The sequence below is a fragment of the Hespellia stercorisuis DSM 15480 genome (genome assembly GCF_900142165.1).
Classification (GTDB): domain Bacteria; phylum Bacillota; class Clostridia; order Lachnospirales; family Lachnospiraceae; genus Hespellia; species Hespellia stercorisuis.
This window is the reverse complement of sequence record NZ_FQZY01000009.1, coordinates 48,479-72,667: the sequence shown is the minus strand read 5'-3', so window position 1 is coordinate 72,667 and position 24,189 is coordinate 48,479. Positions and strand designations below refer to the sequence as shown.

Here is a 24,189-nt window from a genome sequence, read left to right as displayed (position 1 = left end):
TTTCTAAACTGTCCCGATTATTCTTTTACGATGATAACCTGACGTCCTGTATAGTAGCTGTCTGTGAAATCAACCTGCGTTGCTCTCTCCTCAGTCACGGTCATACCTGCTGCGCCAAAATCAGCTTTTCCGCCCTGCACTGCTGTGATGATAGAGTCAAATGCCATGTCTTCGATCTTCAATTCCATTCCCAGCTTGTCCGCGATTGCCTGTGCGAAATCTGCGTCGATGCCGACAACTGCATCCCCCTCATAATACTCATATGGCGGGAACTCAGCGTTTGTAGCCATCACAAGAGATCCTTTGCTTCTGTCTGTATCCGCAGGTGACTCATAACGAACAGCTTCTCCGCTCTCTTCACCATCAATATAGTAGCTTACAATCTGGTCAAATGTTCCGTCTTCTTTTAATTCCTTGATTGCTGTGTTGAACTGAGGCACAAGCTCACTGTCCTTCTTGAAGCACATTGCATAATCCTCTTCGGTGTATGCAGTATCAAGAATCTTCAGTCCCTTATTCTCCTCCACAAATGTCTTGGCCGGCTGGTCATCGATTACCACTGCATCGATTTTCCCCTGTGTCAGAGCCTGTACTGCCTCAAATCCTTTGTTGTAGCGCTCTACACTCTCATCGCCGTAATCATCTGTGACGTACAGATCTCCTGTCGTACCTGTCTGAACACCAATCTTCTTGCCCTCCAAATCATCCGGGGTCTCGATCTTTGCCGATGTGGAGCCTGACGCTGCAGAACCGCTCTCTTTACCGGAACCGCCACATGCTGCCAAAGATACGGCACACGCTGCCACAAGAACCGCACTCAAAATCTTTTTCATTTTCATAATATAATTCCTCCTCTGAATTTACTTCTAATCTCTGTATAAATATACACTTTTTCATTCTACCATGTTTCGGGCAAAAAACAAGTGGCGATTTCACAATCCGCTGCGTCCTCGCCACTTCTATATTCTTCTTATGCCTTCCTGACGCTTTGGATGCTCCCTGCCATATGCACGGCAGTCTTAAAACAATGACGTGATCCCAAAATACGCCAGCACCAGGATTCCCAGAACAATCCTGTAATATCCAAACACTTTAAAATCATGCTTTTTGATATATCCCATCAAAAATTTGATGGCAAAGTACGAAACCACAAACGACACCACGCACCCCAGCATCAGCAGTCCGAACTCTCCTCCTGTAAAATGAAATCCGAACTTTACAATCTTAAGAAAGCTCGCCCCGAACATAACCGGGATTGCCAGGAAAAATGTAAACTCAGCGGCAACGCTTCGAGCAGTTCCAATCAGCAGTGCTCCAATAATCGTCGCACCTGAACGGGAGGTTCCCGGTACCAGAGCCAGCACCTGGAACACGCCGATGATCAGCACCATGGGAATTGTCAGTTCCGTCAGCCGTTTCACCTGTGGCTCCACACCCTCATGCCGTTTCTCCACGACGATAAACAATACACCGTACACGATCAGCATGATCGCCACAACCACATAATTCATAAAATGTTCGTCAATAAAGTCATCGAACAACAGACCAATAATCGCTGCCGGAACCGATGCAATCAATACCTTTATCCACAACTGAATCGTCAGCTTCCTCTGTTTCTCGCTCTTTTTCGGGGAAAACGGATTCAGCTTATGGAAATAAATCACAACCACCGCCAAAATTGCTCCCAATTGAATCACCACATTGAACATCGCCACAAATGCGTCGCTCAGATTCAGTTTAACAAATTCTTCCACCAAAATCAGATGTCCGGTACTGCTGATTGGAAGCCACTCTGTGATTCCTTCCACAATACCAAGTATGATTACCTTTAACGCCTCTAACATATACTCTCCTCCTTGTCTGAGTACAAACTACCTGAGCACAAAATGCTCGATTGCTTTTGCCACCCCTTGCTCATCATTCGTTCCTGTAATATAATCGGCTGCGGCCTTCACAGAACTTTCTGCATTTTTCATCGCAACCGCAAATCCCACGGTCTTCAGCATGTCAAGATCATTGTTTCCATCTCCGCACGCCATGATTTCTTCGCGGCGGATTCCAAGCATCTCCCCCAGTCTCAGCATCGCTGATCCCTTATTGACCCCGCCGGCATTCACCTCAATGTTCATCGCCAGTGCATGGGCAACCGAGACATCATTCCACTGTTCAATCTCATCAAGTACAGTCTGCCTCTCCTTCAAATCATAAAACAGCGCCTGCACCTTGTCCATCGGTGCCTGCTTTTCCTGAATCAATGCTTCAAGATCATCCACCGATGTCCGTGTTCTGGATATGTAATTTACCATATATGGATCAGGCACATAGTGGCTCAGCTTATTGAGATGCTCTCTGCTCACATATCCACGTCCATCAAAATATACCTCTAACAGTGTATCATATTTGCGAAAAACATCCAACAACTGGTTTGCTTTTTCTAACGGCAAAAGCTTCTCATATAATATCATATTCTCTGATTGCTGATCTATGATTCTTGCTCCATTGGCAGTCACTACATACCGCATTCCCGGGAACTCCAATAGTTCCTGTGGAACACCACTCAATGCACGGCCAGTTGCGGCAAGGACCACCACACCCTGGTCAATTGCTTTCCGAAGGATCTCCCTTGTATAAGGAAGTAATTCTTTTTTTGTCGTCAGCAATGTTCCATCCAGATCCATGCCTATCATTTTTATTTTCCGTTTCATTATCTGATTCCTTCCATATTTTATCTCCTGCAGTTTATCATTTACACTTTTTCCTTTACAATTTACTTTCGCATTTTGTAATGCAGACGGCTAAACTTATAATTCATTCTATCAAAATTTGCTTAATAAAGCAATTTGTAGTATAATACACAGGCAAACTTTTTTAGAAAGGAAAAATAATCATGAAAAAAACAACAAAATGCAGGTTACGTTCATGTATCACACTGGCTTGTACTTTTGCTTTATTGGGTTCCACGCTATCTGTACAGGCAACCGATGTCCAGAATCTGGAGAATCAGACCTCCAATTTACAAAATCAGTTATCGGACATCAACACCGAATTAGTGTCAATCAGTGACGAGATCCACAATCTTCAATGGCAGGTTGAAAGTGTCTCCGGCGAGATTGCAAGAACACAGGCTGATCTGGCTGACGCACACGCCAAAGAAGACCAGCAGTACGCAGACATGAAATCCCGTATCAAATATATGTATGAAACCGGAGATTCATCTTTTTTGGAGATGCTTTGTTCCGCAGAGGATATGACAGACTTTCTCAACAAGGCTGATTTCATCCAGAACGTGAGTGACTACGACCGAAATATGATCACAGAGTTACAGAATACACAGGCTGCTATCGCACAAGAACAGGAGACTCTGGAGACACAGCAGGATTACCTCCTTCAGGTTCAGAATGATGCGACGGACAAACAGGCTGAATTAGAGCGAAAGGCCGCAGAAACTTCCACCGATCTTGCCGCTTTCAATTCACAGTTATCAGATGCCCGTGCAGCTGAAGCACAACGGCTTGCAGAGGAGGCCGCGGCTCAAGCTGCGGCAGTTGCGGCGGCCGAGGCAGCCGCGGCGAGCGGTTCCGGTGTTCAGGTGGATGGAAGTGAATCCGGTTCAGTAAATGTCGGCTCTCCCATTTCCGTGGATGCAAGCGAATTAGATGTCTTTGCAGCAATTCTTGCCTGCGAAGCTTATCAGCAGTATGATTACATGCTCGCAGTTGCAACAGTCATTATGAATCGTGTCAACAGCAGTGCTTTCCCGAACACCATCAGCGGAGTCGTATTTGCTCCGGGACAGTTCGAGCCAGCCATGACCGGACGTCTTGAAAATGCTCTTGCATCCGGCAATACCGACCTGGCTTACCAGGTGGCCCAAGATGCGTTAAATGGTGCAAGACTCGCATCAGTCAGTGACTGCTATTACTTCTTATCATCATGGACCGGACATTCCGGAATCGATGTTGGTGGGAATGTATTTTTCCAGAGCTGGTAATTTAATATGACCTTACAAAAACTAATAGCTGCCGTAAATACGGCAGCTATTAATTATAGTCAATTTATTTCTATTGATAATCCATTACATCGATCCACTTCATCAGGAAATCTTTTTCGAACTCATTATCCTTCGTGAGCTGAGCTGCCGCCACGATTGGAAGCCAACGCTGTACGTACTGTTTTGCTGTGTCACTCTTCTTGCAGAATGTGTCAAGATAGATATCTGCTGCAGACTGATCCTTCAACGCAAACAGGAGATATGTCATAGCTGCATCTGCACTTGCATTGCCCTGCGTTGCATGAGCCCAGTCAACAACGGACATCTTTCCGTTTTTCGCAACGATTACGTTACTCGGATTGAAGTCACCATGGCAGACCTTGTCATGTTTTGGCATGCTCTCAAGTCTGGTGAGAAGCTCGTATCTAGCTGTTGCATCCAAATCCTTCAGACTGTTGATCTGACGTGATAATTTATCTTTTAATTTGTTCAGTAACGGAGCCTTTTTGCTGTGAATTTCTAACTGAAGATCTACAAAATCACTCATATATTTTGCGAGATTCTTCGGATCTACTTCGATCATTTCCGCCAGTGTTTTTCCCTTTTTCTCCTCAATAAGGAGCGCCCATTTTCCATCTACTTCCGACACTTCCTTCAGTGGTGCAACGTCCAGTCCGGTCTCTTCAATTCTTGCCTGATTTAACGCTTCATTGAGTACATCTGCTTTTGTATATTTCTTTTTGTCAAAAACTTTAGCGATGCCTTCTTCACAACGATAAACCTGTTTGTATGTGCGCTCAACGATAATGTTATTTTTTTCTAATTTCATGGCCTTTACCTCCTGAAAAACTGTTGTTTTTATTTGTTATTGACATAATACACCCACCGGAAGCATTTGTAAATAGTTTTTTGAATAATTTTTAACAATATTTTTACGCAGTATTATATTGTTAATTATTTAACGCTTATGGTTTTTTATAATCCTTGACTCCCGGATCCATGATTCCTTATCCGCGGTCGCACCTGTGGTCATTTTTCTCTTGCGGCAATATGCATCCCGCTCGGAATGTTTTTACATAACAGGAACTCCAAGGATTTTTCTATTATACCAAAAAACTGCGCACATCCCTTTTATGAGATGTGCGCAGCTTATACTTTACTGCCTGTTTACTATTTATTTACCGTAGTAGCATTTCAGGTACATTTCTTTGATTTCTTTCATCAGTGGATATCTTGGGTTAGCTCCTGTACACTGATCGTTGAAGGCATTCTCTACCATCTCGTCCAATGTTGCAAGGAAGTCTTCCTCTTTGATACCGTAATCTTTGATTGTTTTCTTGATTCCGATGAAGTCTTTTAATTCATCTAATTTCTTGATGAAGTTCTCAAATACTTCCTGGTCATCCTTACCCTGGCATCCTGCAAAACGTCCTAATTCAGCGTATCTTGCAAGTGCATGTGGGTACTGATACTGAGAGAATGTTCCCATCTTAGTCGGTACTTCTGCTGCATTGTAGCGCATAACTTCTGTCAGGATTACTGCATTTGCAACACCATGTGGCAGGTGATGATATGCACCTAATTTATGAGCCATTGAGTGGTTCAGTCCAAGGAATGCGTTTGCAAATGCCATACCAGCCATACAAGATGCGTTTGCCATCATCTCTCTTGCGTGAGGATCATTTGCTCCGTTCTCGTATGCTGAAGGAAGGTTATCAAATACCATCTTCACTGCTTTCAGTGCAAGACCATCTGTGTAATCAGAAGCCATGATTGATACATATGCCTCGATTGCATGTGTCATAACGTCGATACCAGATGCGCTTGTCAGACCCTTCGGCTGGTTCATCATGTTGTCTACGTCTACGATTGCCATGTTCGGAAGGAGTTCGTAGTCTGCGAGTGGCCATTTTGTACCTGTCTCTGCATCTGTGATGATTGCGAAAGGTGTTACCTCTGAGCCTGTTCCTGAAGAGGTTGGGATTGCTATCATATAAGCTTTCTCGCCCATCTTAGGGAACTTAAATACTCTCTTACGGATATCCATGAAGTCCATAGCCATATCTTCGAAATTAGCTTCTGGATGCTCATACATTACCCACATAATCTTAGCTGCATCCATTGCTGAACCACCACCAACAGCGATGATTGTATCCGGTGCAAATGCTTTCATTGCGTCAGCACCCTTCTGTGCGCACTGGAGTGTCGGGTCTGGAGCTACTTCGAAGAAGCATGTATGCTGGATTCCCATCTCGTCTAATTTTGCTTCGATTGGAGCAATATAACCATTCTGATACAGGAAGCTGTCTGTTACGATGAAAGCCTTTTCCTTGTGAAGTTCTGTCTTTAACTCATCTAACGCAACCGGCATACAGCCTTTCTTAAAGTAAACCTTTTCAGGTGTTCTGAACCAAAGCATGTTCTCTCTCCTCTCAGCTACTGTCTTAATATTGATCAAGTGTTTTACACCAACGTTTTCAGATACAGAGTTTCCACCCCATGATCCACAACCAAGTGTCAGAGAAGGAGCCATTCCAAAGTTGTAAAGGTCACCAATTCCACCATGTGAAGAAGGTGTGTTGATCACGATACGGCATGTCTTCATTGCTGCTGCATGCTTTGCGATCTTTTCTGTCTGTGCAGGATGAATGTATAATGATGATGTATGTCCATAACCACCGTCAGCTACAAGCTGCTCAGCTTTTGTGAGTGCATCATCAAAATCTTTTGCTTTGTACAGTGCAAGAACCGGAGAGAGTTTCTCGTGTGCAAACTCTTCTTCGATGTTGACAGACTCAACCTCACCGATCAGGATCTTAGCTGTTTCTGGAACTTTTACACCAGCCAGTGCTGCGATTGTAAATGCAGACTGTCCAACGATTTTTGCGTTCAGAGCGCCATTGATGATGATTGTTTTTCTAACTTTCTCAAGCTCTCCCTGTTTCAGGAAGTAGCATCCTCTTGCCTGGAATTCCTGTTTTACTGCATCGTATACGCTTGCCAGTGCTGTAACTGACTGCTCTGATGCACAGATCATACCATTGTCAAATGTTTTTGAATGAATGATAGAGTTTACTGCCATTCTGATATCTGCTGTCTCATCGATGATTACAGGTGTATTACCTGCTCCAACACCGAGTGCCGGCTTACCTGATGAGTATGCTGCGTTAACCATTCCAGGACCACCTGTTGCAAGAATTGTATCTGCTTCATGCATTACCTGGTTTGTAAGTTCCAGTGAAGGTACGTCGATCCAGCTGATGATTCCTTCTGGTGCTCCGGCTTTAACTGCTGCTTCCAGAACAACCTTTGCAGCTGCGATTGTACATCCCTTTGCACGTGGATGTGGGCTGATGATGATTGCGTTACGTGTCTTCAGACAAATCAATGTTTTGAAAATTGCCGTAGAAGTCGGGTTTGTAGTCGGAATAACCGCTGCGATTACACCGATAGGCTCTGCGATTTTCTTGATGCCGAATGACGGATCTTCGTCGATTACGCCACATGTCTTTGTGTCTTTATATGCATTGTAAATATACTCTGCTGCGTAATGATTCTTGATAATCTTGTCTTCTACGATACCCATTCCAGTCTCTTCTACTGCCATCTGAGCCAATGGAATACGAGCTTTGTTTGCTGCCATAGCAGCCTCGTAAAAGATCTTATCTACCTGCTCCTGTGTGAAAGTTGCGAATACTTTCTGTGCCTCTCTCATTGCGTTCAGTCTAGCTGTGAGTGCCTCTGTGCTGTCGATAATTTCTGGAACTGCTACTTCTGCTTCTTTTTTCTTAGCCATTTTTTTCTTTCCTCCAATAATGTTGATTACTGTTTTCACTATCGTTTTTTATGCCCTGCTTTAAGCTAAAATCATAATATCAGATTGTTAATTAATTGTCAATACGATTTGTTATTAATTTGTCAATGTTGTTTATTTTTGATCATTTCGAGTCTCACTGTAGGATTTTCTTATTTATTTTGCACAATATCTTTGAATAAAGCGGGCATTCGCAATCTGTCTCACTTCTCTCCGTTCAGATTAATGCACAGGCTTGCCCGATCTCAGTAAATCTTACTTTTGTTTCTGAACCCTCTGATAAGAAAAAGAGACAATGTGCCATCATCAATGGCACATTATCTCTTCATAAGTTTATGATTAAACTAATTCAATCAATACTTCCATAGCTGCATCACCTTTACGCTGGCCAATCTTTACGATTCTTGTGTAGCCACCTTTACGGTCTGCGTACTTTGGAGCGATCTCGTTGAATAATTTTTCTGTAAGATCGATCTCTTTTGTATTTTTCTTCTTACCTGCAGCTTTTTCCGGAACTTCTTTTACTGTGTAAAGAACTTTTAACATCTCTCTTCTTGCATGAAGTCTGCTCGGCTGATCCTTCTGGATCTTCTTCTCTACTTCATCATATACAGTAACTTTCTTTCCATCAACAACTTCTTTTACTCTCTTGCCATCTTTGTCCTTGCGGGCAGCCTTAGCTGTTACAGTAACTTCATCAAAGTTGTCTTTTTCTCTAACTGCCATAGCAATGAGGCCTTCAGCGATCTTGCGGATCTCTTTTGCTTTAGCTTCTGTTGTAACAATTTTACCGTTGTTCAGTAATGCTGTTACCTGGTTTCTTAATAAAGCTTTTCTCTGGCTTGCTGTTCTGCCAAGTTTTCTATATTTTGCCATTGTTCTAATTCCTCCATCTTTGATCACTCAGACATGCGCTTCGGGCTTACTGCATGAATGACTCACAGAGCACTTCGGGCTTATCTGTGATAATTATCAGTATCCAGGGATTTATTCCTCGCCCTGACTCAAACTCAGGTCGAGCTCTTTTAATTTCGCTAAAACTTCTTCTAATGATTTACGACCAAGGTTACGAACCTTCATCATATCTTCGGATGTCTTATTCGTCAATTCTTCCACGGTATTGATACCGGCTCTCTTAAGACAATTGTATGAACGGACAGATAACTCCAGTTCATCAATGCTCATCTCGAGAACTTTTTCCTTCTCGTCATCTTCCTTCTCGATCATAACCTCAGCTGCCTGTGCAACCTCAGATAAATCGATAAACAATCTCAGATGTTCGTTAAGTACTTTTGCTGCCAGGCTGACCGCCTCATCCGGAAGAAGTGTTCCGTTGGTGTATACATCTAATGTCAGCTTGTCAAAGTCAGTAATCTGACCAACACGTGTATTCTCAACAGTGAGATTCACACGCTCAACCGGCGTGTAGATAGAATCAATAGGAATAACTGCGATCGGCAGATCATCTGTCTTGTTCTTTTCTGCACTCACATATCCTCTACCCTTTGTAATGGTGAGTTCCATGTATAATTTGCTATCTTTACCACCGCTAAGTGTTGCAATAACGGTTTCCGGATTCATAATTTCAATATCAGAATCCACCTGGATATCGGCGCCTGTTACAACACCCTCTCCTTCGAATTCAATATATGCAGTCTTTGGTTCATCAGATTCTGAAGTGTTTTTGATAGCCAATGTTTTCAGATTCATAATAATCTCGGTAACATCCTCTTTCACTCCCGGGATTGAACTGAATTCATGAAGAACTCCGTCAATCTTTACAGAGCTGATCGCAGCTCCCGGCAACGAGGAGAGCATGATTCTTCTCAATGAATTACCGAGTGTAGTACCGTAGCCTCTCTCGAGTGGTTCTACTACGAATCTTCCATATTTTTTATCATCAGAAATTTCAGTAATTTCAATATTCGGTTTATTAAAATCAAACACTACACAGACCCTCCTTATGGGCTTATATCCTATTATTTAGAATATAACTCGACAATCAACATCTCATCAACAGGAACATCAATTACTTCTCTGAGAGGAAGAGCCTTTACAGAACCTTTTAAGTTTTCTGCATCAACATCCAACCACTCAGGTACCATACTTCCGCCTGTAGCTTCTAAGATATCTTTATATCTCTGTGATCCTTTGTGTTTTTCTTTGATTTCAATTGTATCGCCAGCTTTTACTAAATAAGATGGGATGTTAACCAGTTTTCCATTCACTAATACATGCTTGTGGTCAACGATCTGTCTTGCTTCGCGTCTTGTTCTTGCAAGTCCCATACGGAACATAACGTTGTCTAATCTTGACTCAAGAAGAATCATAAGATTGTCACCGGTCATACCGTTCATCTTTTTCGCTTTTTTGTAGTAGTTTCTGAAAGGTTTTTCTAATACACCATAGATAAATTTAGCTTTCTGCTTCTCGCGTAACTGAAGACCATACTCGCTCATTTTTCTATTTGATCTTTTTAACTGTCTGTTAGACTTTTTATTAATTCCTAAATAGATTGGATCCATACCTAATGATCTACATCTCTTAAGAACCGGAACTCTATTTACTGCCATGTTCTACCTCCTAATTATTAAGCGGACATTCGCCATCCGCATCGCTTCTTGTTCGTATAAAAAAAACTATACTCTTCTACGTTTTGGTGGGCGGCATCCGTTATGTGGAACCGGAGTTACGTCCTTGATACTTGTTACGTTAATACCGCATGCCTGAAGTGCACGGATTGCTGCTTCTCTACCTGAACCTGGTCCCTTAACAAATACGTCTACTGATTTCAGACCATGTACTAATGCTGCTTTAGCTGCTGTCTCAGCTGCCATCTGTGCTGCATAAGGAGTAGATTTCCTTGAACCTCTAAATCCCAGACCGCCTGCACTTGCCCATGAAAGAGCATTTCCCTGAGCATCTGTCAATGTAACAATTGTATTGTTAAAAGATGATTGGATGTGTGCTTGTCCGCGTTCAACGTTTTTCTTGACACGTTTCTTTGTCACTTTTTTGGTAACTTTCTTAGCCATTAAACTAACCTACTTTCTTTATTTTTCATATTAATGTTGTAGTTCGATTACCCCGGGGGTATCGCCGCCTCCATGCGATAATTCACAAAGACACGCCTTATCACCAAGCTCGATAATCTCTCGCTTAGTTCTTTCGAACAAAGTTCTCACTAAATTCATGCTGTGCTTAACAGCCTGCATTCATTAAGTGTTCTACTTCTTCTTATTCGCCACTGTTCTCTTAGGACCTTTACATGTTCTTGCATTAGTCTTTGTCTTCTGACCACGGCAAGGAAGTCCTCTTCTATGACGAATTCCTCTGTAACATCCGATTTCTTTCAATCTCTTGATGTTCAGCTGGATTTCTCTACGAAGATCACCTTCTACTGTCTGAGTCTCATCGATCACTTCACTGATTTTCTTTACGTCATCACTTGTCAGATCTCTGCAGCGTGTGTTAGGATCTACTCCTGCTGCTGCTAAGATACGGGTTGCACTTGTTCTACCAATTCCGTAGATATAAGTCAAACCGATTTCTACACGTTTGTCTCTTGGTAAGTCTACACCTGAAATACGAGCCATGTGTTCTTTCCTCCATTTTGAATTATTGATTAATATTGTCCCAAACTGGGGAGTCTGGCATTTTACAACTCCCAGGCACTCTCTGGTTCGAGAATACCCTTTCCCGACAACGGTTGCACCGCAAATGACCTGCCGGGTATTTTAAGCAATATACAGTGAACACTTTACGTGTATTGTATATTAAATAGCTCTCCACACCGCCTGGTGTGTCATGCTATCAGCCGCCTAATTTGTCACAAACATAAACTTTTTATAAGGATGTTCAATTTACTAGGCTCGAAACTACCTCGCCAAGTTCCCTTGAACAATCTTCGCACTAAGTTCGTGAGATACCTCACTAAGTGCTCTAGATTTAGCCTTGTCTCTGTTTGTGTTTCGGATTCTCACAGATTACTCTGACAGATCCTTTTCTTTTAATGATTTTGCATTTCTCGCAAATTGGTTTTACTGATGATCTAACCTTCATGGTAAATCCTCCTTCCATCCTTTGCTCTACTTACGTTTCCGGCTATATTTGGACGCACTTTCTCCAAAACAGCGCTTTAACATTATAGCACCCAATTATACGGGTGTCAATACCTGTTTCCTATTCATATATTAATATTTTTTTGCCTGTACCGTACTCTTATTTATCTCTCCAGATAATTCTTCCCTTAGATAAATCATAAGGAGACAATTCCAATGTTACTTTATCTCCAGGTAAAATCTTGATAAAGTTCATACGCAGCTTTCCACTGATATGAGCCAGTACCTGATGTCCGTTTTCCAGTTCAACCTGGAACATTGCATTTGGTAATTTTTCTACTACAGTTCCTTCAATTTCAATTACGTCAGCTTTTGACATGCCCTAATCCTCTTTCCATTTCATAATCTTTGATTGTTTTCTTTATCTCTACATCATTCATTGCAGCAATATCATACTGCCTGCATATAATCTGTATATGCTTCCTGTTTTTCTTTTTACTCCGGCAGATGGTTTTGTACTTTCCATCTGCCAGAATCACATGATTATCTTCTACACGAAGTATGATATATATGCTGCCTTTGTCATGACCGGCAAGCGATCTGACAAGCATTCCCGGTTTGCATTCAGACATCTTCTTATTCTCCCAGGATTTTTACGATTGCAGCAAACACATCATTGATATCAATTGTACCATCTACTTCGACTAAAATATCTTGCTTTGTATAATAATCAATCAGCGGCTGTGTCTGATCGTGGTAAACTCCGAGACGTTTTTTGACCGTTTCCGGCTTGTCATCGTCTCTCAGTATCAGTTCTTTCCCACACGTATCACAGATTCCCTCCACCTTCGTAGGTGCATATACCAAATGATATGTAGCCCCACATCCAACACAGGCGCGGCGTCCCGACATACGATTCACGATATTTTCATCCGGGACTTCCACATTGATTGCATAATCAACCTTCTGTCCAAGTGAAGCCAGTGCTTTATCCAGCGCTTCTGCCTGTGGAATTGTTCTCGGAAAACCATCCAGAACATAACCGTTTGCACAGTCTTCTTGATTCACACGGTCAACAACAAGATCAACAACCAGTTCGTCCGGTACCAGAAGTCCCTGATCCATATATGTTTTTGCCTTTTTACCAAGTTCTGTACCATTTTTTATATTAGCACGGAAGATATCCCCTGTTGAGATATGTGGAATGCTGTATTTTGCAGCAATTTTTTTTGCCTGTGTTCCTTTACCTGCTCCAGGCGCGCCTAACATGATTATTTTCATACTTAACCTCCATAACTTGTAATGCCTCCGAAGGAGAGATTATCTACGCAAATGTCCAAAGTGCCATATAGCACTTTAACTCGTAGACTTCATACTTCCGTATAAATTCTACGAGCTAATTCTAAACAGTTTCTAGTAACCTAAAAAGCTGGTGCTGCTTAATCCAGAAGATGATTTATCTGCATTGAGGAATCCTTTATAATTACGTACGAGCATCTGGGATTCTACCTGTTTGATTGTCTCAAGGACAACACCAACGATAATGATCAGAGATGTTCCACCAAAGGAAACGCTTGCCCCGAATACTCCATTAAAGAAGAACGGGATGACCTGTACGATGACAAGTCCGCATGCACCGATGAAGATTACATAATTCAAAATCTTCTGTAAATATTCTACAGTTGGTTTTCCCGGACGGATACCCGGTACGAAACCACCGCTTTTTTTCATGTTATTTGCAATCTCTAACGGATTAAATGTAATCGAAGTGTAGAAATATGCAAAAAATATTGTCAGAATGATATACACTACCAGCCCGATCGAATAAATCGGTTGATCCGGATTGCACCAGTTGCTGGAGCTCATTCCTTTTAATATCTGGCTGCCGATTCCACTGCCGTTTCCTTTTTGGAGGAAGCTTGCGATAACTACCGGGAACTGCATCAGTGATGATGCGAAGATAACCGGAATAACACCTGCTGTGTTCACCTTCAATGGAATATGAGTTGACTGACCGCCATACGTCTTTCTTCCCTGTACTTTCTGTGAGTATTGAACCGCAATTCTTCTCTCACCATCCTGCAGAATGATAACGAATACTACAAGCATTACCACAATCACAAGAATAATGATTGCTGCGAGAGCTCCCTTTGCAACGGTTTTCCCTTTTACAAACTGTTCAAACAGGGAAACGAAATCATCCGGTACACGGGAAATGATGTTGATCAACAGTACGATTGAAATACCGTTTCCGACACCCTTCTCTGTGATTCTCTCACCGATCCACATCAGGAATGCAGAACCTGCCGTCAACGTGAGCACTACAATTGCTGCATTATACCAGGTATACTCAACAAGAAGTCCCTGGCGTCCAAATCCTATCGACATCGCCGTGGATTCAATCAATGCAAGCGCAACCGTCACGTAACGTGTGATTGCCGCAATTTTCTTTCTTCCATCCTCACCGTCACGCTGCATCTCTTCCAGTTTTGGAATCGCAATTGTGAGCAGCTGCATGATGATAGAAGATGTAATGTACGGTGTGATGCTCAGTGCGAACACTGACATCGATGTAAAGGAACCGCCGGTAAATGCATCAAAGAAATTGAATGCATCACCGGTCTGGTTCGCGAAAAAATTCTGAATATATGTTGGATCAACGCCTGGTGTGGGTAGTTCTGACCCGAGTCTGACAACGACAAGCATACAAAATGTGTAAAAAATTCTTCTTCTGATGTCTTCAATTTGAAATGCTTTTCGAATAGTCTGGAACATTAGATCACCTCTGCTTTTCCACCAAGAGCTTCGATCTTTTCTGCTGCTTTTGCACTAAACGCATTAGCCTGAACAGTAAGCTTCTTAGTTAATTCTCCATTTCCAAGAATCTTAACGCCATCTTTCGGATTTTTAACAACTCCGCTTTCGATCAATGTCTCAACAGATACTGTTGCGCCATCTTCAAATGCCTCTAATGCACTTAAATTAATACCAACGATTGTCTTAGAGTTTCTGCATGTGAAACCTCTTTTTGGTATTCTTCTATACAATGGCATCTGACCACCTTCAAAGCCTGGTCTTGTTGCTCCTGAACGAGCTTTCTGACCTTTGTGACCCTTACCAGCTGTCTTACCATTTCCAGAACCGTGTCCGCGGCCCCTTCTGAAATTATCGCTATGCTTTGCCCCGTCTGCCGGGCGTAAGTTTGATAAGTCCATGATATTACCTCCTTATCTTATTTCTTGCTTATTGACTTTATTCCAATAAGATTCTATTAATTATGCTTCTTCCACTTTTACCAAATGTCTAACCTGCTGTACCATACCTCTTGTTGCTGCGTTGTCCGGCAGCTCAACTGTCTGGTGCATTTTCTTTAAGCCTAATGCTTCAACAGTTTTTTTGTGCTTCGGTACAGATCCGATAGTAGACTTTACTAATGTAACTTTCAAATTTGCCATTTTAAGAAGTCCTCCTATCCTAAAATTTCTTCTACTGATTTGCCACGGAGTTTTGCAACTGCTTCCGGAGTCTTGATTGCGCTCAAGCCTTCGATCGCTGCAAGAACTACGTTCTGCTTATTGTTTGATCCCAATGATTTGGTACGGATATTTTTGATACCTGCAAGCTCGATAACTGCACGAGCCGGTCCGCCGGCGATAACACCAGTACCATCCGGAGCTTTCTTGAGCAGCACGGAAGCACCACCGAATTTTCCGATTACATCATGTGTTACACTGCCGTTCTCATCTAAAGACACATTGATTAACTTCTTAGCTGCGTCTTCTTTTCCTTTGCGAATGGCTTCTGGGATTTCAGTTGCTTTTCCTAAACCTGCTCCAACATGTCCGTTGCCGTCGCCGACAACAACTAATGCTGTAAAACGCATGTTACGTCCACCTTTAACAACTTTTGTAACACGTTTAATTGATACTACTTTTTCTTCTAGTTCTAATTGACTAGCATCAATACGTTCCTGATTCATATGTGTTCTCCCTTCTAGAAATTAAGACCAGCTTCTCTTGCTGCGTCTGCTAATGCTTTGATTTTACCCTGATATATAAAGCCGCCTCTATCAAAGACAACATCTGTAATTCCTTTTTCTTTTGCTTTCTCTGCAATTACCTTACCCAAGTATGCTGCTGCATCAACGTTGTTAGTTTTTTCTACTTCTGCTTTTACTTCTTTCTGAAGAGTAGAAGCTGAAACTAGTGTATTTCCAACTGTATCGTCAATAATTTGAGCATACATGTGGTTATTGCTTCTGAACACAGCTAAACGTGGTCTTTCAGCAGTACCGCTGAAACGGTTACGTAATTTTCTATGCTTGTTAATACGAACTTTAGTTCTTGATTTTTTGCTAACCATTTTCACACTCTCCTTAATTATTTTTTACCAGTCTTACCAACTTTACGTCTGATAACTTCATCAGCATATTTAATACCTTTGCCCTTGTATGGCTCCGGTCTTCTCTTATCTCTGATTTCCGCTGCGTATTGGCCTACTTTTTCTTTATCGATACCTTTAACAGTGATTTTGTTCTGTCCCTCGAGAACTGTCTCCAGTCCTTCTGGATCTTCCATCTCTACTGGATGAGAATAACCAAGGCTCAATGTTAACTTCTTACCCTGCTTTGCTGCTCTGTAACCTACTCCGTTTACTTCCAGAACTTTCTCGTATCCGTTTGTAACACCAATGATCATGTTATTGAGCAGTGTTCTTGTAAGACCGTGTAATGATTTCATTCTCTTTAAATCATTTGGTCTTGAAACAGTAATTTCTGTTCCTTCCTGTTTGATTTCCATCTCTGGCGCGAGCTCTTTTACAAGAGTTCCCTTAGGACCTTTCACGGTCGTTTTGTTATTTTCATCAATCTCTACAGTAACTCCTGCAGGAATTGTGATTGGCAGTCTTCCTATACGTGACATACCGTACCTCCTAACTTAGATTTTCGGAGCAGATGCTTGTCTGCTCTGTTTTCAGTTGCTTGTGTAATATCTATCTTTGTCTTTTAGTCAACCTTGCATTTCACAAGGATGTTCTTCTCTCTAAGCTCGACAATGCCTCGCCAAGATCCAAGAACGGCCTTCTCACCAGACTCGGACAGCGCTGACGCTTGACCTCGTCAAGTGTTCAGTGCCTACCAAACGAAGCAGAGTACCTCTCCACCGACATTCAGCTTTCTAGCCTCTTTGTCTGTGATTACGCCCTGGTTCGTTGAGATGATTGCTGTTCCGAGTCCGCCTAATACCTTAGGAAGATCTTCGTTGCTTGCGTATACACGAAGTCCCGGTTTAGAGATTCTCTTAAGACCTGAAATAACTTTTTCATTCTTATCAGCACCGTATTTCAATGCGATTCTGATTGTCTTGAAGTTACCATCTTCTACGACGTCATATTTCTGAATATATCCTTCATCTAACAAAATGTTCGCGATTGCGATTTTCATCTTTGATGCAGGAACATCCACTGTATCATGTTTAGCAGTGTTTGCATTACGGATTCTTGTAAGCATATCTGCGATTGGATCACTCATAGTCATGAATTTATTCCTCCTTCTTTGTCCTTGTTGCTGCACCGTGAAAAGTACTTTCTCTCGGTGTAAAGGGCCTGTTTACCAACTAGCCTTGCGTACTCCTGGGATTTGTCCTTTATATGCTAACTCACGGAAGCAAATACGACAGATTCCATATTTTCTTAAATATGCATGTGGACGTCCGCAGATTCTGCAACGGCTGTATTCTCTTGTAGAGAATTTAGCTGGACGTTTTTGTTTAATTTTCATAGATGTTTTAGCCATGATTTACCTCCTGTTTTACTTTGTGAATGGCATGTTGAATAATCTTAATAATTCACGTGCCTCTTCGTCTGTTTTTGCAGTTGTAACAAAAATAATATCCATACCTCTTACTTTGTCAACCTTATCGTACTCGATTTCCGGGAAGATCAGCTGCTCTTTAATTCCGAGAGCGTAGTTTCCTCTTCCGTCAAATGCGTTCGGGTTAACTCCTCTGAAGTCACGTACACGAGGCAGTGCAAGGTTGATCAGACGATCAGCGAACTCATACATTCTCTCGCCTCTTAAAGTAACTTTACAGCCAATTTCCATACCTTCTCTAAGTTTGAAGTTAGCTACAGAGTTTTTAGCTTTTGTCAGAACCGCTTTCTGTCCTGTGATTTTCTCAAGATCAGCAACAGCCGACTCTAAAACTTTTTTGTTTTCTTTTGCTTCGCCAACACCCATATTGATAACGATCTTATCAATCTTTGGCACTTCCATAATATTTTTATATCCAAATTTTTTGATCATTGCGTCAACGATCTCATTCTGATATGTTTCTTTCAGTCTACTCAAAGTCATGGACCTCCTTCCTCAAATTAATCTATAACGTCTCCTGTTTTCTTTGCAACACGTACTTTTTTGTCTCCATCCATCTTAAATCCGACTCTTGTAGCCTGACCTTTGTGAATGTACATTACGTTAGAAGCATCGATAGGACCTTCCTGGTGGATGATTCCGCCATTCTGATTTGCCATACTTGGTTTTGTATGTTTTGTCAGCATGTTGACACCTTCCACTAAGACTTTGTTTGCTTTTTTATCTACAGCAATAACTTTGCCTTCTTTATCTTTGTCTTTGCCGGCGATTACTTTAACCATATCACCTTTTTTAATTTTCATTGTTGACATCTAGGCACCTCCTTATAGTACTTCTGGAGCTAATGAAACAATTTTCATAAAATGTTTATCACGAAGCTCTCTTGCTACTGGTCCAAAAATACGAGTTCCTCTTGGATTGTTGTCATCTTTTATAATTACAGCAGCATTCTCGTCGAATCTGATGTAAGAACCATCTTTACGACGGGCACCTTTTACAGTACGTACAACTACAGCTTTAACGACATCACCTTTTTTAACAACGCCGCCTGGTGTTGCATCTTTAACAGTGGCAACGATAACGTCTCCGATGCTGGCGTATCTTCTTGTAGAACCGCCCATAACACGGATACAAAGTAATTCTTTAGCACCTGTATTGTCTGCTACTTTAAGTCTACTTTCTTGTTGTATCATGCAGGTAAACCTCCTTCAAATATTTGCTTAATAACATAAACTTTATTTTGCTTTTTCCATAACTTCAACAAGTCTCCATCTTTTGTCTTTTGACAACGGTCTTGTCTCCATAACTTTTACTGTATCTCCAATGTTGCATTCGTTTGCTTCATCGTGAGCTTTCAATTTATAAGTCTTTTTAATAATTTTCTTATAAAGAGGATGCTTTACGTGGTCAACTACTGCAACTACGATTGTTTTATCCATTTTGTTGCTTACAACCTTACCTGTACGGGTTTTTCTTAAATTTCTTTCCACGGATAAATCTCCTTTCTCTTGATTCATGAGCAGCACCAGGGAAGTTCTTCTCGCTAAACTCAAAAAGCTTTGTTAAACTCCAAGAACGACTATCGTGCCGGCCTCGTTAAATACTTCGACAATCACGCTTAGTCTCTGCCAGCCTCAGTAATTGCAGTCTGGATTCTAGCGATATTTTTTCTTACTTCTTTAATTCTGCTTGTATTTTCTAACTGATTAGTCGCATTCTGGAATCTCAGGTTGAATAATTCCTTCTTAGCAGCTACTAATTCTTCATTCAATTCCTCAACGGATTTGCCTTTTAATTCCTGTACAAATGTCTTAATTTTCACTGTTATCACCGCCTTCTAACTGTGCTTTAGAAACGATTTTGCATTTGCAAGGTAATTTGTGCATTGCAAGACGAAGTGCTTCTCTAGCTGTTTCCTCTGGTACTCCGGCGATCTCGAACATTACACGTCCCGGTTTCACTACGGCTACCCAGTACTCTAACGCACCTTTACCTTTACCCATACGAGTTTCAAGAGGTTTATGTGTTACTGGTTTATCTGGGAATATTTTGATCCAAACCTGACCACCACGTTTTACGTAACGAGTCATAGCTACACGGGCTGCCTCGATCTGATTTGAGCGGATCCAGCACGGCTCCGTTGCAACGATACCATATTCACCATTTGAAATCGTGTTTCCTCTGAGAGCTTTACCCTTCATAGAACCACGGAATTGTTTACGACGTTTTACTCTTTTAGGCATTAACATAATTATTTACCGCTCCCTTCCTTAGTTGCTTTAGTTGGAAGAATTTCGCCTTTGTAGATCCATACCTTAACACCAACTTTACCGTAAGTTGTGTTTGCTTCAGCGAATCCATAGTCAATGTCAGCTCTTAATGTCTGAAGCGGAATAGTTCCCTCGCTGTAGAACTCTGTACGAGCCATATCAGCTCCGCCGAGACGTCCTGAAACGCATGTCTTCACACCATAAGCTCCTGATTTCATAGTTCTTGACATGCAGGATTTCATTGCACGTCTGAAAGAAATACGATTTTCAAGCTGAGTAGCGATATTCTCTGCTACTAACTGAGCATCTTTATCCGGTCTTTTGATTTCTTTGATATCTACAACTAACTTCTTGTCTGTAAACTGTGCTAATTCAGCTTTCACTTTCTCGATCTCTGAACCGCCCTTACCGATTACGACACCAGGTTTTGCTGTGTAGATGATGATTTTAACTCTGTCTGATGCTCTTTCGATCTCGATCTTTGAAACACCAGCGCTATATAATTTCTTCTTAAGAAATGTTCTGATTGCATGGTCTTCTACTAAATAATCTGCAAATTTGTCTTCTGCGTACCATTTAGAATCCCAGTCATTAATAACACCGACTCTTAAGCCATGAGGATTAACTTTCTGTCCCATTATGTCCCTCCTTATCTTTCATTCAGCACGACAGTGATGTGGCTCATTCTCTTTTCGATTCTATAAGCTCTACCCTGTGCTCTTGGTTTAATTCTCTTCATTGTTGGTCCCTTATTTGCAAAACACTCTTCAATATAAAGGTTCTCAACATTCATACCGTTGTTGTTTTCAGCGTTTGCGATTGCTGATTTCAATAATTTCTCTATCACACTTGAAGCGTATCTTGGATTGTAAGCTAAAATACCAAGTGCTGTCTGCACATCCTTACCTCTGATTGCATCTAAAACGAAGCATGCTTTCTGTACTGAGATTCTAGCATAAGAGATTTTCGCTGAAGGTCTTGTATCTTTAACAGCGTTTCTTTCTCTCTTGATTTGGGATCTATGTCCTTTTGCCATGGATGAACCCTCCTTTCAAAATGTATTATCTTACTCTTGATTTCTTTTCGTCTTTTCCGTGACCTCTGTATGTTCTTGTTACAACAAACTCTCCGAGTTTGTGTCCAACCATGTCCTCTGTAACGTATACCGGCACATGTTTTCTTCCGTCGTGGACAGCAAGTGTGTGTCCAACGAAACTCGGGAAGATTGTAGAACGACGAGACCATGTCTTAATAACTGATTTATCACCTGCAGCGTTCATAGCGTCTACTTTTTTCAGTAAACTTTCGTCTGCAAATGGTCCTTTTTTAAGTGAGCGAGCCATAGGTTCTAACCTCCTTGTAAACTGATTTATTTGATACCTTTACCATCTCTTCTTCTAACGATCATCTTGTTAGACTGTTTGTTTTTCTTACGGGTCTTAAGACCGAGTGCCGGTTTACCCCATGGTGTACATGGACCTGGACGACCGATTCCTGCTTTACCCTCACCACCACCGTGTGGATGGTCATTCGGGTTCATAACAGAACCACGTACTGTCGGGCGGAATCCCATGTGACGTGTACGACCAGCTTTACCGAGGTTGATCAGGTTGTGATCACCGTTTCCGATTACACCGATGGATGCTCTGCAGATGATCGGAACCATTCTCATCTCTCCTGATGGAAGTCTGAGTGTTGCATAGTTTCCTTCTTTTGCCATCAACTGTGCGCTGTTACCTGCTGAACGAACCAACTGTCCGCCTTTTCCTGGGTAAAGCTCGATGTTGTGGATCTGAGTACCTACCGGAATCTCTGAAAGTGGTAAGCAGTTTCCGACTTTAACCTCGACTCCTGAACCATTCATAACTGTCATTCCGTCTTTTAAGCCTTCTGGTGCGAGGATGTAAGCTTTCTCACCATCTGCGTAGCTGATAAGAGCGATGTTTGCTGTTCTGTTCGGATCATACTCGATACCGATTACTTTTGCAACAACTCCGTCTTTCTTTCTCTTAAAGTCTACGATTCTATATTTTCTCTTTGCGCCGCCTCCGCGGTGTCTTACAGTGATTTTACCTTGATTATTACGACCGGCTGTTCTGCTCTTTGATGCCAGTAAAGACTTCTCCGGAGTAGTTTTTGTGATTTCAGAGAAATCAGAGCCTGTCATCTGTCTTCTGGAAGGTGTATATGGGCGATATGTTTTAATTCCCATTATTGTCACTCCTTTCGTGTTGATTGTTTATTGTCACGGTTTCTTTCCGTATTATTGGTTACTCTTGATTGATTTCGTTTTTCAAAGTCAATCATATGCGCGCTTTCGCGCGGATGTTCGCTTCACTAGGCTCGATAATACCTCGCCAAGTTCTCCGAACGGGATCCGACTAAGCTTCAGCCTGCGCTTTGCTTGCCTTCAGCAAGTCTTATAATCCCTCAAAGATCTCGATCTCTGCGCTGTCTTCTGTCAGCTGAACGATCGCTTTCTTTGTCTTGGCTGTCTTTCCTGTTGTCGTTCCACGTCTCTTGTTCTTGCCGTCAAGATTCATCGTGTTAACGTTTTTTACTTTTGTTCCCTGGAACATTTTTTCTACAGCTTCTTTTACCTGAGATTTTGTTGCCTCTGTATGAACTAAGAAAGTATATTTCTTGTCAGCCATCAGATTCATGCTCTTCTCTGTAACTACTGGTTTAAGGATTACATCATAATATTGAATATTTGCCATTATGCGTACACCTCCTCGATAGTTGCAACAGCAGCTTTCGTTACGATTACTGTGTTGTATTTTAAGACATCAAATACATTGATCGTATTCGTGTGAGCTGTCTTCACATCAGCGATATTTCTTGCAGAAATCTCAGCGTTTGTGTTTCCATCCTCTAATACTACTAATGCTTTAGATACCTCTAAGTTGTTTAATACATTCTGGAAATTCTTTGTCTTGACCTCATCAAAGTTGATCTCGTCAACCACGATGAATTTATTCTCTGCCACTTTAGAAGTAAGAACTGATTTGAGAGCAGCTCTCTTTTCTTTTTTGTTCAATTTGAAAGAATAGTCTCTTGGTGTTGGAGCAAATACAACTCCACCGCCTGTCCACTGTGGAGATCTTGTGGATCCCTGTCTAGCATGACCGGTTCCTTTCTGTCTCCATGGTTTTCTTCCGCCGCCGGAAACTTCTGAACGAGTTTTCGCTTTCTGTGTTCCCTGACGTTTATTCGCGAGCTGGCTGACTACTGCCATGTGTACTAAGTGCTCGTTAACTTCAACACCAAATACAGCATCGTTTAAGTCCATGGTTCCAACTTCTTTACCTTCGATATTATAAACAGATACGTTTGCCATCTGTGTGTTCCTCCTTTCCTAGTAAGACTAGTTTGCCTTTACTGATTCTTTAATTGTTACTAAAGATTTCTTAGGGCCAGGTACTGCACCTTTTACTAAGAGTAAGTTTTTCTCGGCATCTACTCTAACAATTTCAAGATTTTGAATTGTGATTTGTTTGCTTCCCATGTGTCCCGGCATCTTTTTACCCTTGAATACTTTACTCGGATCTGATGCAGAACCATTGGAACCTGCATGACGATGGAATTTAGAACCATGAGTCATAGGTCCTCTGCTCTGGTTATGACGCTTGATTGCGCCCTGGAAGCCTTTACCTTTGGATACTGCAGTTGCGTCAATCTTGTCGCCTGCTGCAAAGATGTCAGCTTTGATCTCCTGAGCCAGTGTGTATTCCTCGGCATTGTCAAACTTGAACTCTTTTACAAATCTCTTTCCTGAAACACCAGCTTTATCAAAGTGTCCTTTTTCAGCTTTTGTCACACCGTGTCTGTGTGTGATTTCTTTTTTGCCGTTCTTGTCTGTGTTAACAATCTTTTCTTTCTTGTCAACAAAACCAACCTGAACTGCGCTATAGCCGTCATTCTCAACTGTTTTAACCTGTGTTACCACACAAGGACCAGCCTGTAATACGGTTACCGGAGTCAATACTCCGTCTTCGTTGAAGATTTGAGTCATTCCGACTTTCGTAGCTAAAATAGCTTTCTTCATTATTACTACCTCCTGTAATATACAGCGGATCGCGTTGTTCTGCGATCATCCTACATATAGGATCTTACTGTCTGTTTAATGTGTTACTCTCATTTTAGAGAGCAATGAAGTTCGATTCACCAAGTGCTCCAGG

The 24,189-nt window shown here is 41.7% G+C and carries 36 protein-coding genes; 1 reads left to right on the top strand and 35 read right to left on the bottom strand.

Features of this window, described 5'->3' with window-relative positions:
- Nucleotides 1–17: 17 nt before the first annotated feature.
- The 3 genes from BUB85_RS03345 to BUB85_RS03335 form a co-directional block, all read right to left on the bottom strand.
- Nucleotides 18–839: a transporter substrate-binding domain-containing protein gene (locus tag BUB85_RS03345; RefSeq protein WP_073105051.1), complete on the bottom strand. Its 822-nt coding sequence runs from the start codon at nt 837–839 to the stop codon at nt 18–20.
- A gap of 180 nt (nt 840–1,019) precedes the next feature.
- A complete protein-coding gene (locus BUB85_RS03340) occupies nt 1,020–1,844 on the bottom strand; it encodes an undecaprenyl-diphosphate phosphatase (RefSeq protein ID WP_073105047.1) in 825 nt (274 codons plus the stop codon).
- 27 nt (nt 1,845–1,871) lie between these two features.
- Nucleotides 1,872–2,705 (bottom strand): Cof-type HAD-IIB family hydrolase, encoded by an 834-nt coding sequence (locus BUB85_RS03335; RefSeq protein ID WP_073105044.1) that lies wholly within the window; start codon nt 2,703–2,705, stop codon nt 1,872–1,874.
- A 182-nt stretch (nt 2,706–2,887) separates the two neighbouring features.
- Between BUB85_RS03335 and BUB85_RS03330 the strand changes: the two genes are divergently transcribed.
- Nucleotides 2,888–3,991: a coiled-coil domain-containing protein gene (locus BUB85_RS03330; RefSeq protein ID WP_073105041.1), complete on the top strand. Its 1,104-nt coding sequence runs from the start codon at nt 2,888–2,890 to the stop codon at nt 3,989–3,991.
- A gap of 70 nt (nt 3,992–4,061) precedes the next feature.
- Here the strand turns inward: BUB85_RS03330 and BUB85_RS03325 are convergent, their stop codons facing one another.
- The 32 genes from BUB85_RS03325 to rplC form a co-directional block, all read right to left on the bottom strand.
- Nucleotides 4,062–4,820, bottom strand: coding sequence for an aminoglycoside phosphotransferase family protein (locus BUB85_RS03325; RefSeq protein WP_073105037.1), 759 nt, complete (start codon nt 4,818–4,820; stop codon nt 4,062–4,064).
- Between the two features lie 345 nt (nt 4,821–5,165).
- The gene (gene adhE, locus BUB85_RS03320) at nt 5,166–7,787 is read right to left on the bottom strand and encodes a bifunctional acetaldehyde-CoA/alcohol dehydrogenase (protein WP_073105034.1); all 2,622 of its coding nucleotides are present in this window, start codon (nt 7,785–7,787) and stop codon (nt 5,166–5,168) included.
- 357 nt (nt 7,788–8,144) lie between these two features.
- A complete protein-coding gene (locus BUB85_RS03315) occupies nt 8,145–8,681 on the bottom strand; it encodes a bL17 family ribosomal protein (RefSeq protein ID WP_073105030.1) in 537 nt (178 codons plus the stop codon).
- A gap of 111 nt (nt 8,682–8,792) precedes the next feature.
- Nucleotides 8,793–9,752 (bottom strand): DNA-directed RNA polymerase subunit alpha, encoded by a 960-nt coding sequence (locus BUB85_RS03310; RefSeq protein WP_073105027.1) that lies wholly within the window; start codon nt 9,750–9,752, stop codon nt 8,793–8,795.
- Nucleotides 9,753–9,784: 32 nt separating this feature from the next.
- Nucleotides 9,785–10,378: a 30S ribosomal protein S4 gene (gene rpsD, locus BUB85_RS03305; protein ID WP_073105024.1), complete on the bottom strand. Its 594-nt coding sequence runs from the start codon at nt 10,376–10,378 to the stop codon at nt 9,785–9,787.
- 66 nt (nt 10,379–10,444) lie between these two features.
- The gene (gene rpsK / locus BUB85_RS03300; RefSeq protein WP_073105020.1) at nt 10,445–10,840 is read right to left on the bottom strand and encodes a 30S ribosomal protein S11; all 396 of its coding nucleotides are present in this window, start codon (nt 10,838–10,840) and stop codon (nt 10,445–10,447) included.
- Nucleotides 10,841–11,032: 192 nt separating this feature from the next.
- Nucleotides 11,033–11,401, bottom strand: coding sequence for a 30S ribosomal protein S13 (gene rpsM / locus BUB85_RS03295; RefSeq protein ID WP_073105016.1), 369 nt, complete (start codon nt 11,399–11,401; stop codon nt 11,033–11,035).
- A gap of 352 nt (nt 11,402–11,753) precedes the next feature.
- Nucleotides 11,754–11,867 carry a 50S ribosomal protein L36 gene (gene rpmJ, locus BUB85_RS03290; protein ID WP_073105013.1) on the bottom strand — a complete coding sequence of 38 codons (114 nt, stop codon included), beginning with the start codon at nt 11,865–11,867 and terminating at the stop codon, nt 11,754–11,756.
- 159 nt (nt 11,868–12,026) lie between these two features.
- Complete coding sequence (gene infA / locus BUB85_RS03285) at nt 12,027–12,245, bottom strand: translation initiation factor IF-1 (protein WP_004607275.1); 219 nt, start codon at nt 12,243–12,245, stop codon at nt 12,027–12,029.
- Complete coding sequence (locus BUB85_RS03280) at nt 12,232–12,498, bottom strand: KOW domain-containing RNA-binding protein (protein ID WP_073105010.1); 267 nt, start codon at nt 12,496–12,498, stop codon at nt 12,232–12,234. Before BUB85_RS03280 ends, infA begins: the two co-directional genes overlap by 14 nt.
- Nucleotides 12,499–12,502: 4 nt before the next feature.
- Nucleotides 12,503–13,147 carry an adenylate kinase gene (locus tag BUB85_RS03275; protein WP_073105007.1) on the bottom strand — a complete coding sequence of 215 codons (645 nt, stop codon included), beginning with the start codon at nt 13,145–13,147 and terminating at the stop codon, nt 12,503–12,505.
- A 132-nt stretch (nt 13,148–13,279) separates the two neighbouring features.
- The gene (gene secY / locus BUB85_RS03270; protein WP_073105004.1) at nt 13,280–14,641 is read right to left on the bottom strand and encodes a preprotein translocase subunit SecY; all 1,362 of its coding nucleotides are present in this window, start codon (nt 14,639–14,641) and stop codon (nt 13,280–13,282) included.
- Nucleotides 14,641–15,081, bottom strand: a complete 441-nt coding sequence (gene rplO / locus BUB85_RS03265) for a 50S ribosomal protein L15 (RefSeq protein ID WP_073105001.1) — start codon at nt 15,079–15,081, stop codon at nt 14,641–14,643. Before rplO ends, secY begins: the two co-directional genes overlap by 1 nt.
- A gap of 60 nt (nt 15,082–15,141) precedes the next feature.
- Nucleotides 15,142–15,321: a 50S ribosomal protein L30 gene (gene rpmD, locus BUB85_RS03260; RefSeq protein ID WP_073104998.1), complete on the bottom strand. Its 180-nt coding sequence runs from the start codon at nt 15,319–15,321 to the stop codon at nt 15,142–15,144.
- 14 nt (nt 15,322–15,335) lie between these two features.
- Nucleotides 15,336–15,845: a 30S ribosomal protein S5 gene (gene rpsE / locus BUB85_RS03255; protein WP_073104995.1), complete on the bottom strand. Its 510-nt coding sequence runs from the start codon at nt 15,843–15,845 to the stop codon at nt 15,336–15,338.
- A gap of 14 nt (nt 15,846–15,859) precedes the next feature.
- Nucleotides 15,860–16,228, bottom strand: coding sequence for a 50S ribosomal protein L18 (gene rplR, locus BUB85_RS03250; RefSeq protein ID WP_073104992.1), 369 nt, complete (start codon nt 16,226–16,228; stop codon nt 15,860–15,862).
- A 17-nt stretch (nt 16,229–16,245) separates the two neighbouring features.
- Nucleotides 16,246–16,788: a 50S ribosomal protein L6 gene (rplF, locus tag BUB85_RS03245; RefSeq protein ID WP_073104989.1), complete on the bottom strand. Its 543-nt coding sequence runs from the start codon at nt 16,786–16,788 to the stop codon at nt 16,246–16,248.
- Between the two features lie 212 nt (nt 16,789–17,000).
- Nucleotides 17,001–17,402: a 30S ribosomal protein S8 gene (gene rpsH / locus BUB85_RS03240; protein WP_073104986.1), complete on the bottom strand. Its 402-nt coding sequence runs from the start codon at nt 17,400–17,402 to the stop codon at nt 17,001–17,003.
- A 72-nt stretch (nt 17,403–17,474) separates the two neighbouring features.
- Nucleotides 17,475–17,660, bottom strand: a complete 186-nt coding sequence (locus tag BUB85_RS03235) for a type Z 30S ribosomal protein S14 (RefSeq protein ID WP_073104981.1) — start codon at nt 17,658–17,660, stop codon at nt 17,475–17,477.
- 15 nt (nt 17,661–17,675) lie between these two features.
- Nucleotides 17,676–18,215, bottom strand: coding sequence for a 50S ribosomal protein L5 (rplE, locus tag BUB85_RS03230; RefSeq protein WP_073105165.1), 540 nt, complete (start codon nt 18,213–18,215; stop codon nt 17,676–17,678).
- 23 nt (nt 18,216–18,238) lie between these two features.
- Complete coding sequence (rplX, locus tag BUB85_RS03225) at nt 18,239–18,550, bottom strand: 50S ribosomal protein L24 (protein WP_073104974.1); 312 nt, start codon at nt 18,548–18,550, stop codon at nt 18,239–18,241.
- A gap of 12 nt (nt 18,551–18,562) precedes the next feature.
- Nucleotides 18,563–18,931: a 50S ribosomal protein L14 gene (rplN, locus tag BUB85_RS03220; protein ID WP_073104967.1), complete on the bottom strand. Its 369-nt coding sequence runs from the start codon at nt 18,929–18,931 to the stop codon at nt 18,563–18,565.
- Nucleotides 18,932–18,973: 42 nt separating this feature from the next.
- Nucleotides 18,974–19,228, bottom strand: a complete 255-nt coding sequence (gene rpsQ, locus BUB85_RS03215; protein ID WP_408607064.1) for a 30S ribosomal protein S17 — start codon at nt 19,226–19,228, stop codon at nt 18,974–18,976.
- 128 nt (nt 19,229–19,356) lie between these two features.
- On the bottom strand, nt 19,357–19,560 hold the full coding sequence (gene rpmC, locus BUB85_RS03210) for a 50S ribosomal protein L29 (RefSeq protein WP_073104961.1): 204 nt from the start codon (nt 19,558–19,560) through the stop codon (nt 19,357–19,359).
- A complete protein-coding gene (gene rplP, locus BUB85_RS03205) occupies nt 19,550–19,987 on the bottom strand; it encodes a 50S ribosomal protein L16 (RefSeq protein WP_073104954.1) in 438 nt (145 codons plus the stop codon). Before rplP ends, rpmC begins: the two co-directional genes overlap by 11 nt.
- Before the next feature lie 2 nt (nt 19,988–19,989).
- Nucleotides 19,990–20,646, bottom strand: a complete 657-nt coding sequence (gene rpsC, locus BUB85_RS03200; RefSeq protein WP_073104948.1) for a 30S ribosomal protein S3 — start codon at nt 20,644–20,646, stop codon at nt 19,990–19,992.
- Nucleotides 20,647–20,657: 11 nt separating this feature from the next.
- The gene (rplV, locus tag BUB85_RS03195) at nt 20,658–21,044 is read right to left on the bottom strand and encodes a 50S ribosomal protein L22 (protein ID WP_073104943.1); all 387 of its coding nucleotides are present in this window, start codon (nt 21,042–21,044) and stop codon (nt 20,658–20,660) included.
- Between the two features lie 25 nt (nt 21,045–21,069).
- Nucleotides 21,070–21,351, bottom strand: coding sequence for a 30S ribosomal protein S19 (gene rpsS / locus BUB85_RS03190; RefSeq protein WP_073104937.1), 282 nt, complete (start codon nt 21,349–21,351; stop codon nt 21,070–21,072).
- Between the two features lie 26 nt (nt 21,352–21,377).
- On the bottom strand, nt 21,378–22,220 hold the full coding sequence (gene rplB / locus BUB85_RS03185; RefSeq protein WP_073104931.1) for a 50S ribosomal protein L2: 843 nt from the start codon (nt 22,218–22,220) through the stop codon (nt 21,378–21,380).
- Between the two features lie 208 nt (nt 22,221–22,428).
- A complete protein-coding gene (gene rplW, locus BUB85_RS03180) occupies nt 22,429–22,728 on the bottom strand; it encodes a 50S ribosomal protein L23 (RefSeq protein ID WP_073104926.1) in 300 nt (99 codons plus the stop codon).
- A complete protein-coding gene (gene rplD / locus BUB85_RS03175) occupies nt 22,728–23,348 on the bottom strand; it encodes a 50S ribosomal protein L4 (protein WP_073104922.1) in 621 nt (206 codons plus the stop codon). Before rplD ends, rplW begins: the two co-directional genes overlap by 1 nt.
- Nucleotides 23,349–23,375: 27 nt before the next feature.
- Entirely contained in the window at nt 23,376–24,056 is a 681-nt protein-coding gene (rplC, locus tag BUB85_RS03170; protein WP_073104919.1) for a 50S ribosomal protein L3, read from the bottom strand.
- Nucleotides 24,057–24,189 lie beyond the last annotated feature (133 nt).

Bases quoted from the DNA above. Each gene is read 5' to 3' on its own strand.
- rplC (WP_073104919.1), bottom strand. From the start codon at position 24,056: ATGAAGAAAGCTATTTTAGCTACGAAAGTCGGAATGACTCAAATCTTC.
- BUB85_RS03315 (WP_073105030.1), bottom strand. From the start codon at position 8,681: ATGGCAAAATATAGAAAACTTGGCAGAACAGCAAGCCAGAGAAAAGCT.
- rplP (WP_073104954.1), bottom strand. From the start codon at position 19,987: ATGTTAATGCCTAAAAGAGTAAAACGTCGTAAACAATTCCGTGGTTCT.
- BUB85_RS03330 (WP_073105041.1), top strand. From the start codon at position 2,888: ATGAAAAAAACAACAAAATGCAGGTTACGTTCATGTATCACACTGGCT.
- BUB85_RS03275 (WP_073105007.1), bottom strand. From the start codon at position 13,147: ATGAAAATAATCATGTTAGGCGCGCCTGGAGCAGGTAAAGGAACACAG.
- rplW (WP_073104926.1), bottom strand. From the start codon at position 22,728: ATGGCAAATATTCAATATTATGATGTAATCCTTAAACCAGTAGTTACA.
- BUB85_RS03335 (WP_073105044.1), bottom strand. From the start codon at position 2,705: ATGAAACGGAAAATAAAAATGATAGGCATGGATCTGGATGGAACATTG.
- BUB85_RS03235 (WP_073104981.1), bottom strand. From the start codon at position 17,660: ATGGCTAAAACATCTATGAAAATTAAACAAAAACGTCCAGCTAAATTC.
- BUB85_RS03280 (WP_073105010.1), bottom strand. From the start codon at position 12,498: ATGTCTGAATGCAAACCGGGAATGCTTGTCAGATCGCTTGCCGGTCAT.
- rplO (WP_073105001.1), bottom strand. From the start codon at position 15,081: ATGGACTTATCAAACTTACGCCCGGCAGACGGGGCAAAGCATAGCGAT.
- rpsH (WP_073104986.1), bottom strand. From the start codon at position 17,402: ATGACTATGAGTGATCCAATCGCAGATATGCTTACAAGAATCCGTAAT.
- BUB85_RS03345 (WP_073105051.1), bottom strand. From the start codon at position 839: ATGAAAATGAAAAAGATTTTGAGTGCGGTTCTTGTGGCAGCGTGTGCC.
- rpmD (WP_073104998.1), bottom strand. From the start codon at position 15,321: ATGGCAAATTTGAAAGTTACATTAGTAAAGTCTACTATCGGATCTGTA.
- rpsM (WP_073105016.1), bottom strand. From the start codon at position 11,401: ATGGCTCGTATTTCAGGTGTAGACTTACCAAGAGACAAACGTGTAGAA.
- rpsS (WP_073104937.1), bottom strand. From the start codon at position 21,351: ATGGCTCGCTCACTTAAAAAAGGACCATTTGCAGACGAAAGTTTACTG.
- BUB85_RS03325 (WP_073105037.1), bottom strand. From the start codon at position 4,820: ATGAAATTAGAAAAAAATAACATTATCGTTGAGCGCACATACAAACAG.
- BUB85_RS03340 (WP_073105047.1), bottom strand. From the start codon at position 1,844: ATGTTAGAGGCGTTAAAGGTAATCATACTTGGTATTGTGGAAGGAATC.
- infA (WP_004607275.1), bottom strand. From the start codon at position 12,245: ATGTCAAAAGCTGACGTAATTGAAATTGAAGGAACTGTAGTAGAAAAA.
- rplF (WP_073104989.1), bottom strand. From the start codon at position 16,788: ATGTCACGTATAGGAAGACTGCCAATCACAATTCCTGCAGGAGTTACT.
- rpsC (WP_073104948.1), bottom strand. From the start codon at position 20,646: ATGGGACAGAAAGTTAATCCTCATGGCTTAAGAGTCGGTGTTATTAAT.
- rplD (WP_073104922.1), bottom strand. From the start codon at position 23,348: ATGGCAAACGTATCTGTTTATAATATCGAAGGTAAAGAAGTTGGAACC.
- rplB (WP_073104931.1), bottom strand. From the start codon at position 22,220: ATGGGAATTAAAACATATCGCCCATATACACCTTCCAGAAGACAGATG.
- rpmJ (WP_073105013.1), bottom strand. From the start codon at position 11,867: ATGAAGGTTAGATCATCAGTAAAACCAATTTGCGAGAAATGCAAAATC.
- secY (WP_073105004.1), bottom strand. From the start codon at position 14,641: ATGTTCCAGACTATTCGAAAAGCATTTCAAATTGAAGACATCAGAAGA.
- rplV (WP_073104943.1), bottom strand. From the start codon at position 21,044: ATGGCAAAAGGACATAGATCCCAAATCAAGAGAGAAAGAAACGCTGTT.
- rplX (WP_073104974.1), bottom strand. From the start codon at position 18,550: ATGTCAACAATGAAAATTAAAAAAGGTGATATGGTTAAAGTAATCGCC.
- rpsD (WP_073105024.1), bottom strand. From the start codon at position 10,378: ATGGCAGTAAATAGAGTTCCGGTTCTTAAGAGATGTAGATCATTAGGT.
- rpsE (WP_073104995.1), bottom strand. From the start codon at position 15,845: ATGAATCAGGAACGTATTGATGCTAGTCAATTAGAACTAGAAGAAAAA.
- rpsK (WP_073105020.1), bottom strand. From the start codon at position 10,840: ATGGCTAAGAAAGTTACCAAAAAAGTGACAAAGAAACGTGTCAAGAAA.
- rplR (WP_073104992.1), bottom strand. From the start codon at position 16,228: ATGGTTAGCAAAAAATCAAGAACTAAAGTTCGTATTAACAAGCATAGA.
- rplN (WP_073104967.1), bottom strand. From the start codon at position 18,931: ATGATACAACAAGAAAGTAGACTTAAAGTAGCAGACAATACAGGTGCT.
- adhE (WP_073105034.1), bottom strand. From the start codon at position 7,787: ATGGCTAAGAAAAAAGAAGCAGAAGTAGCAGTTCCAGAAATTATCGAC.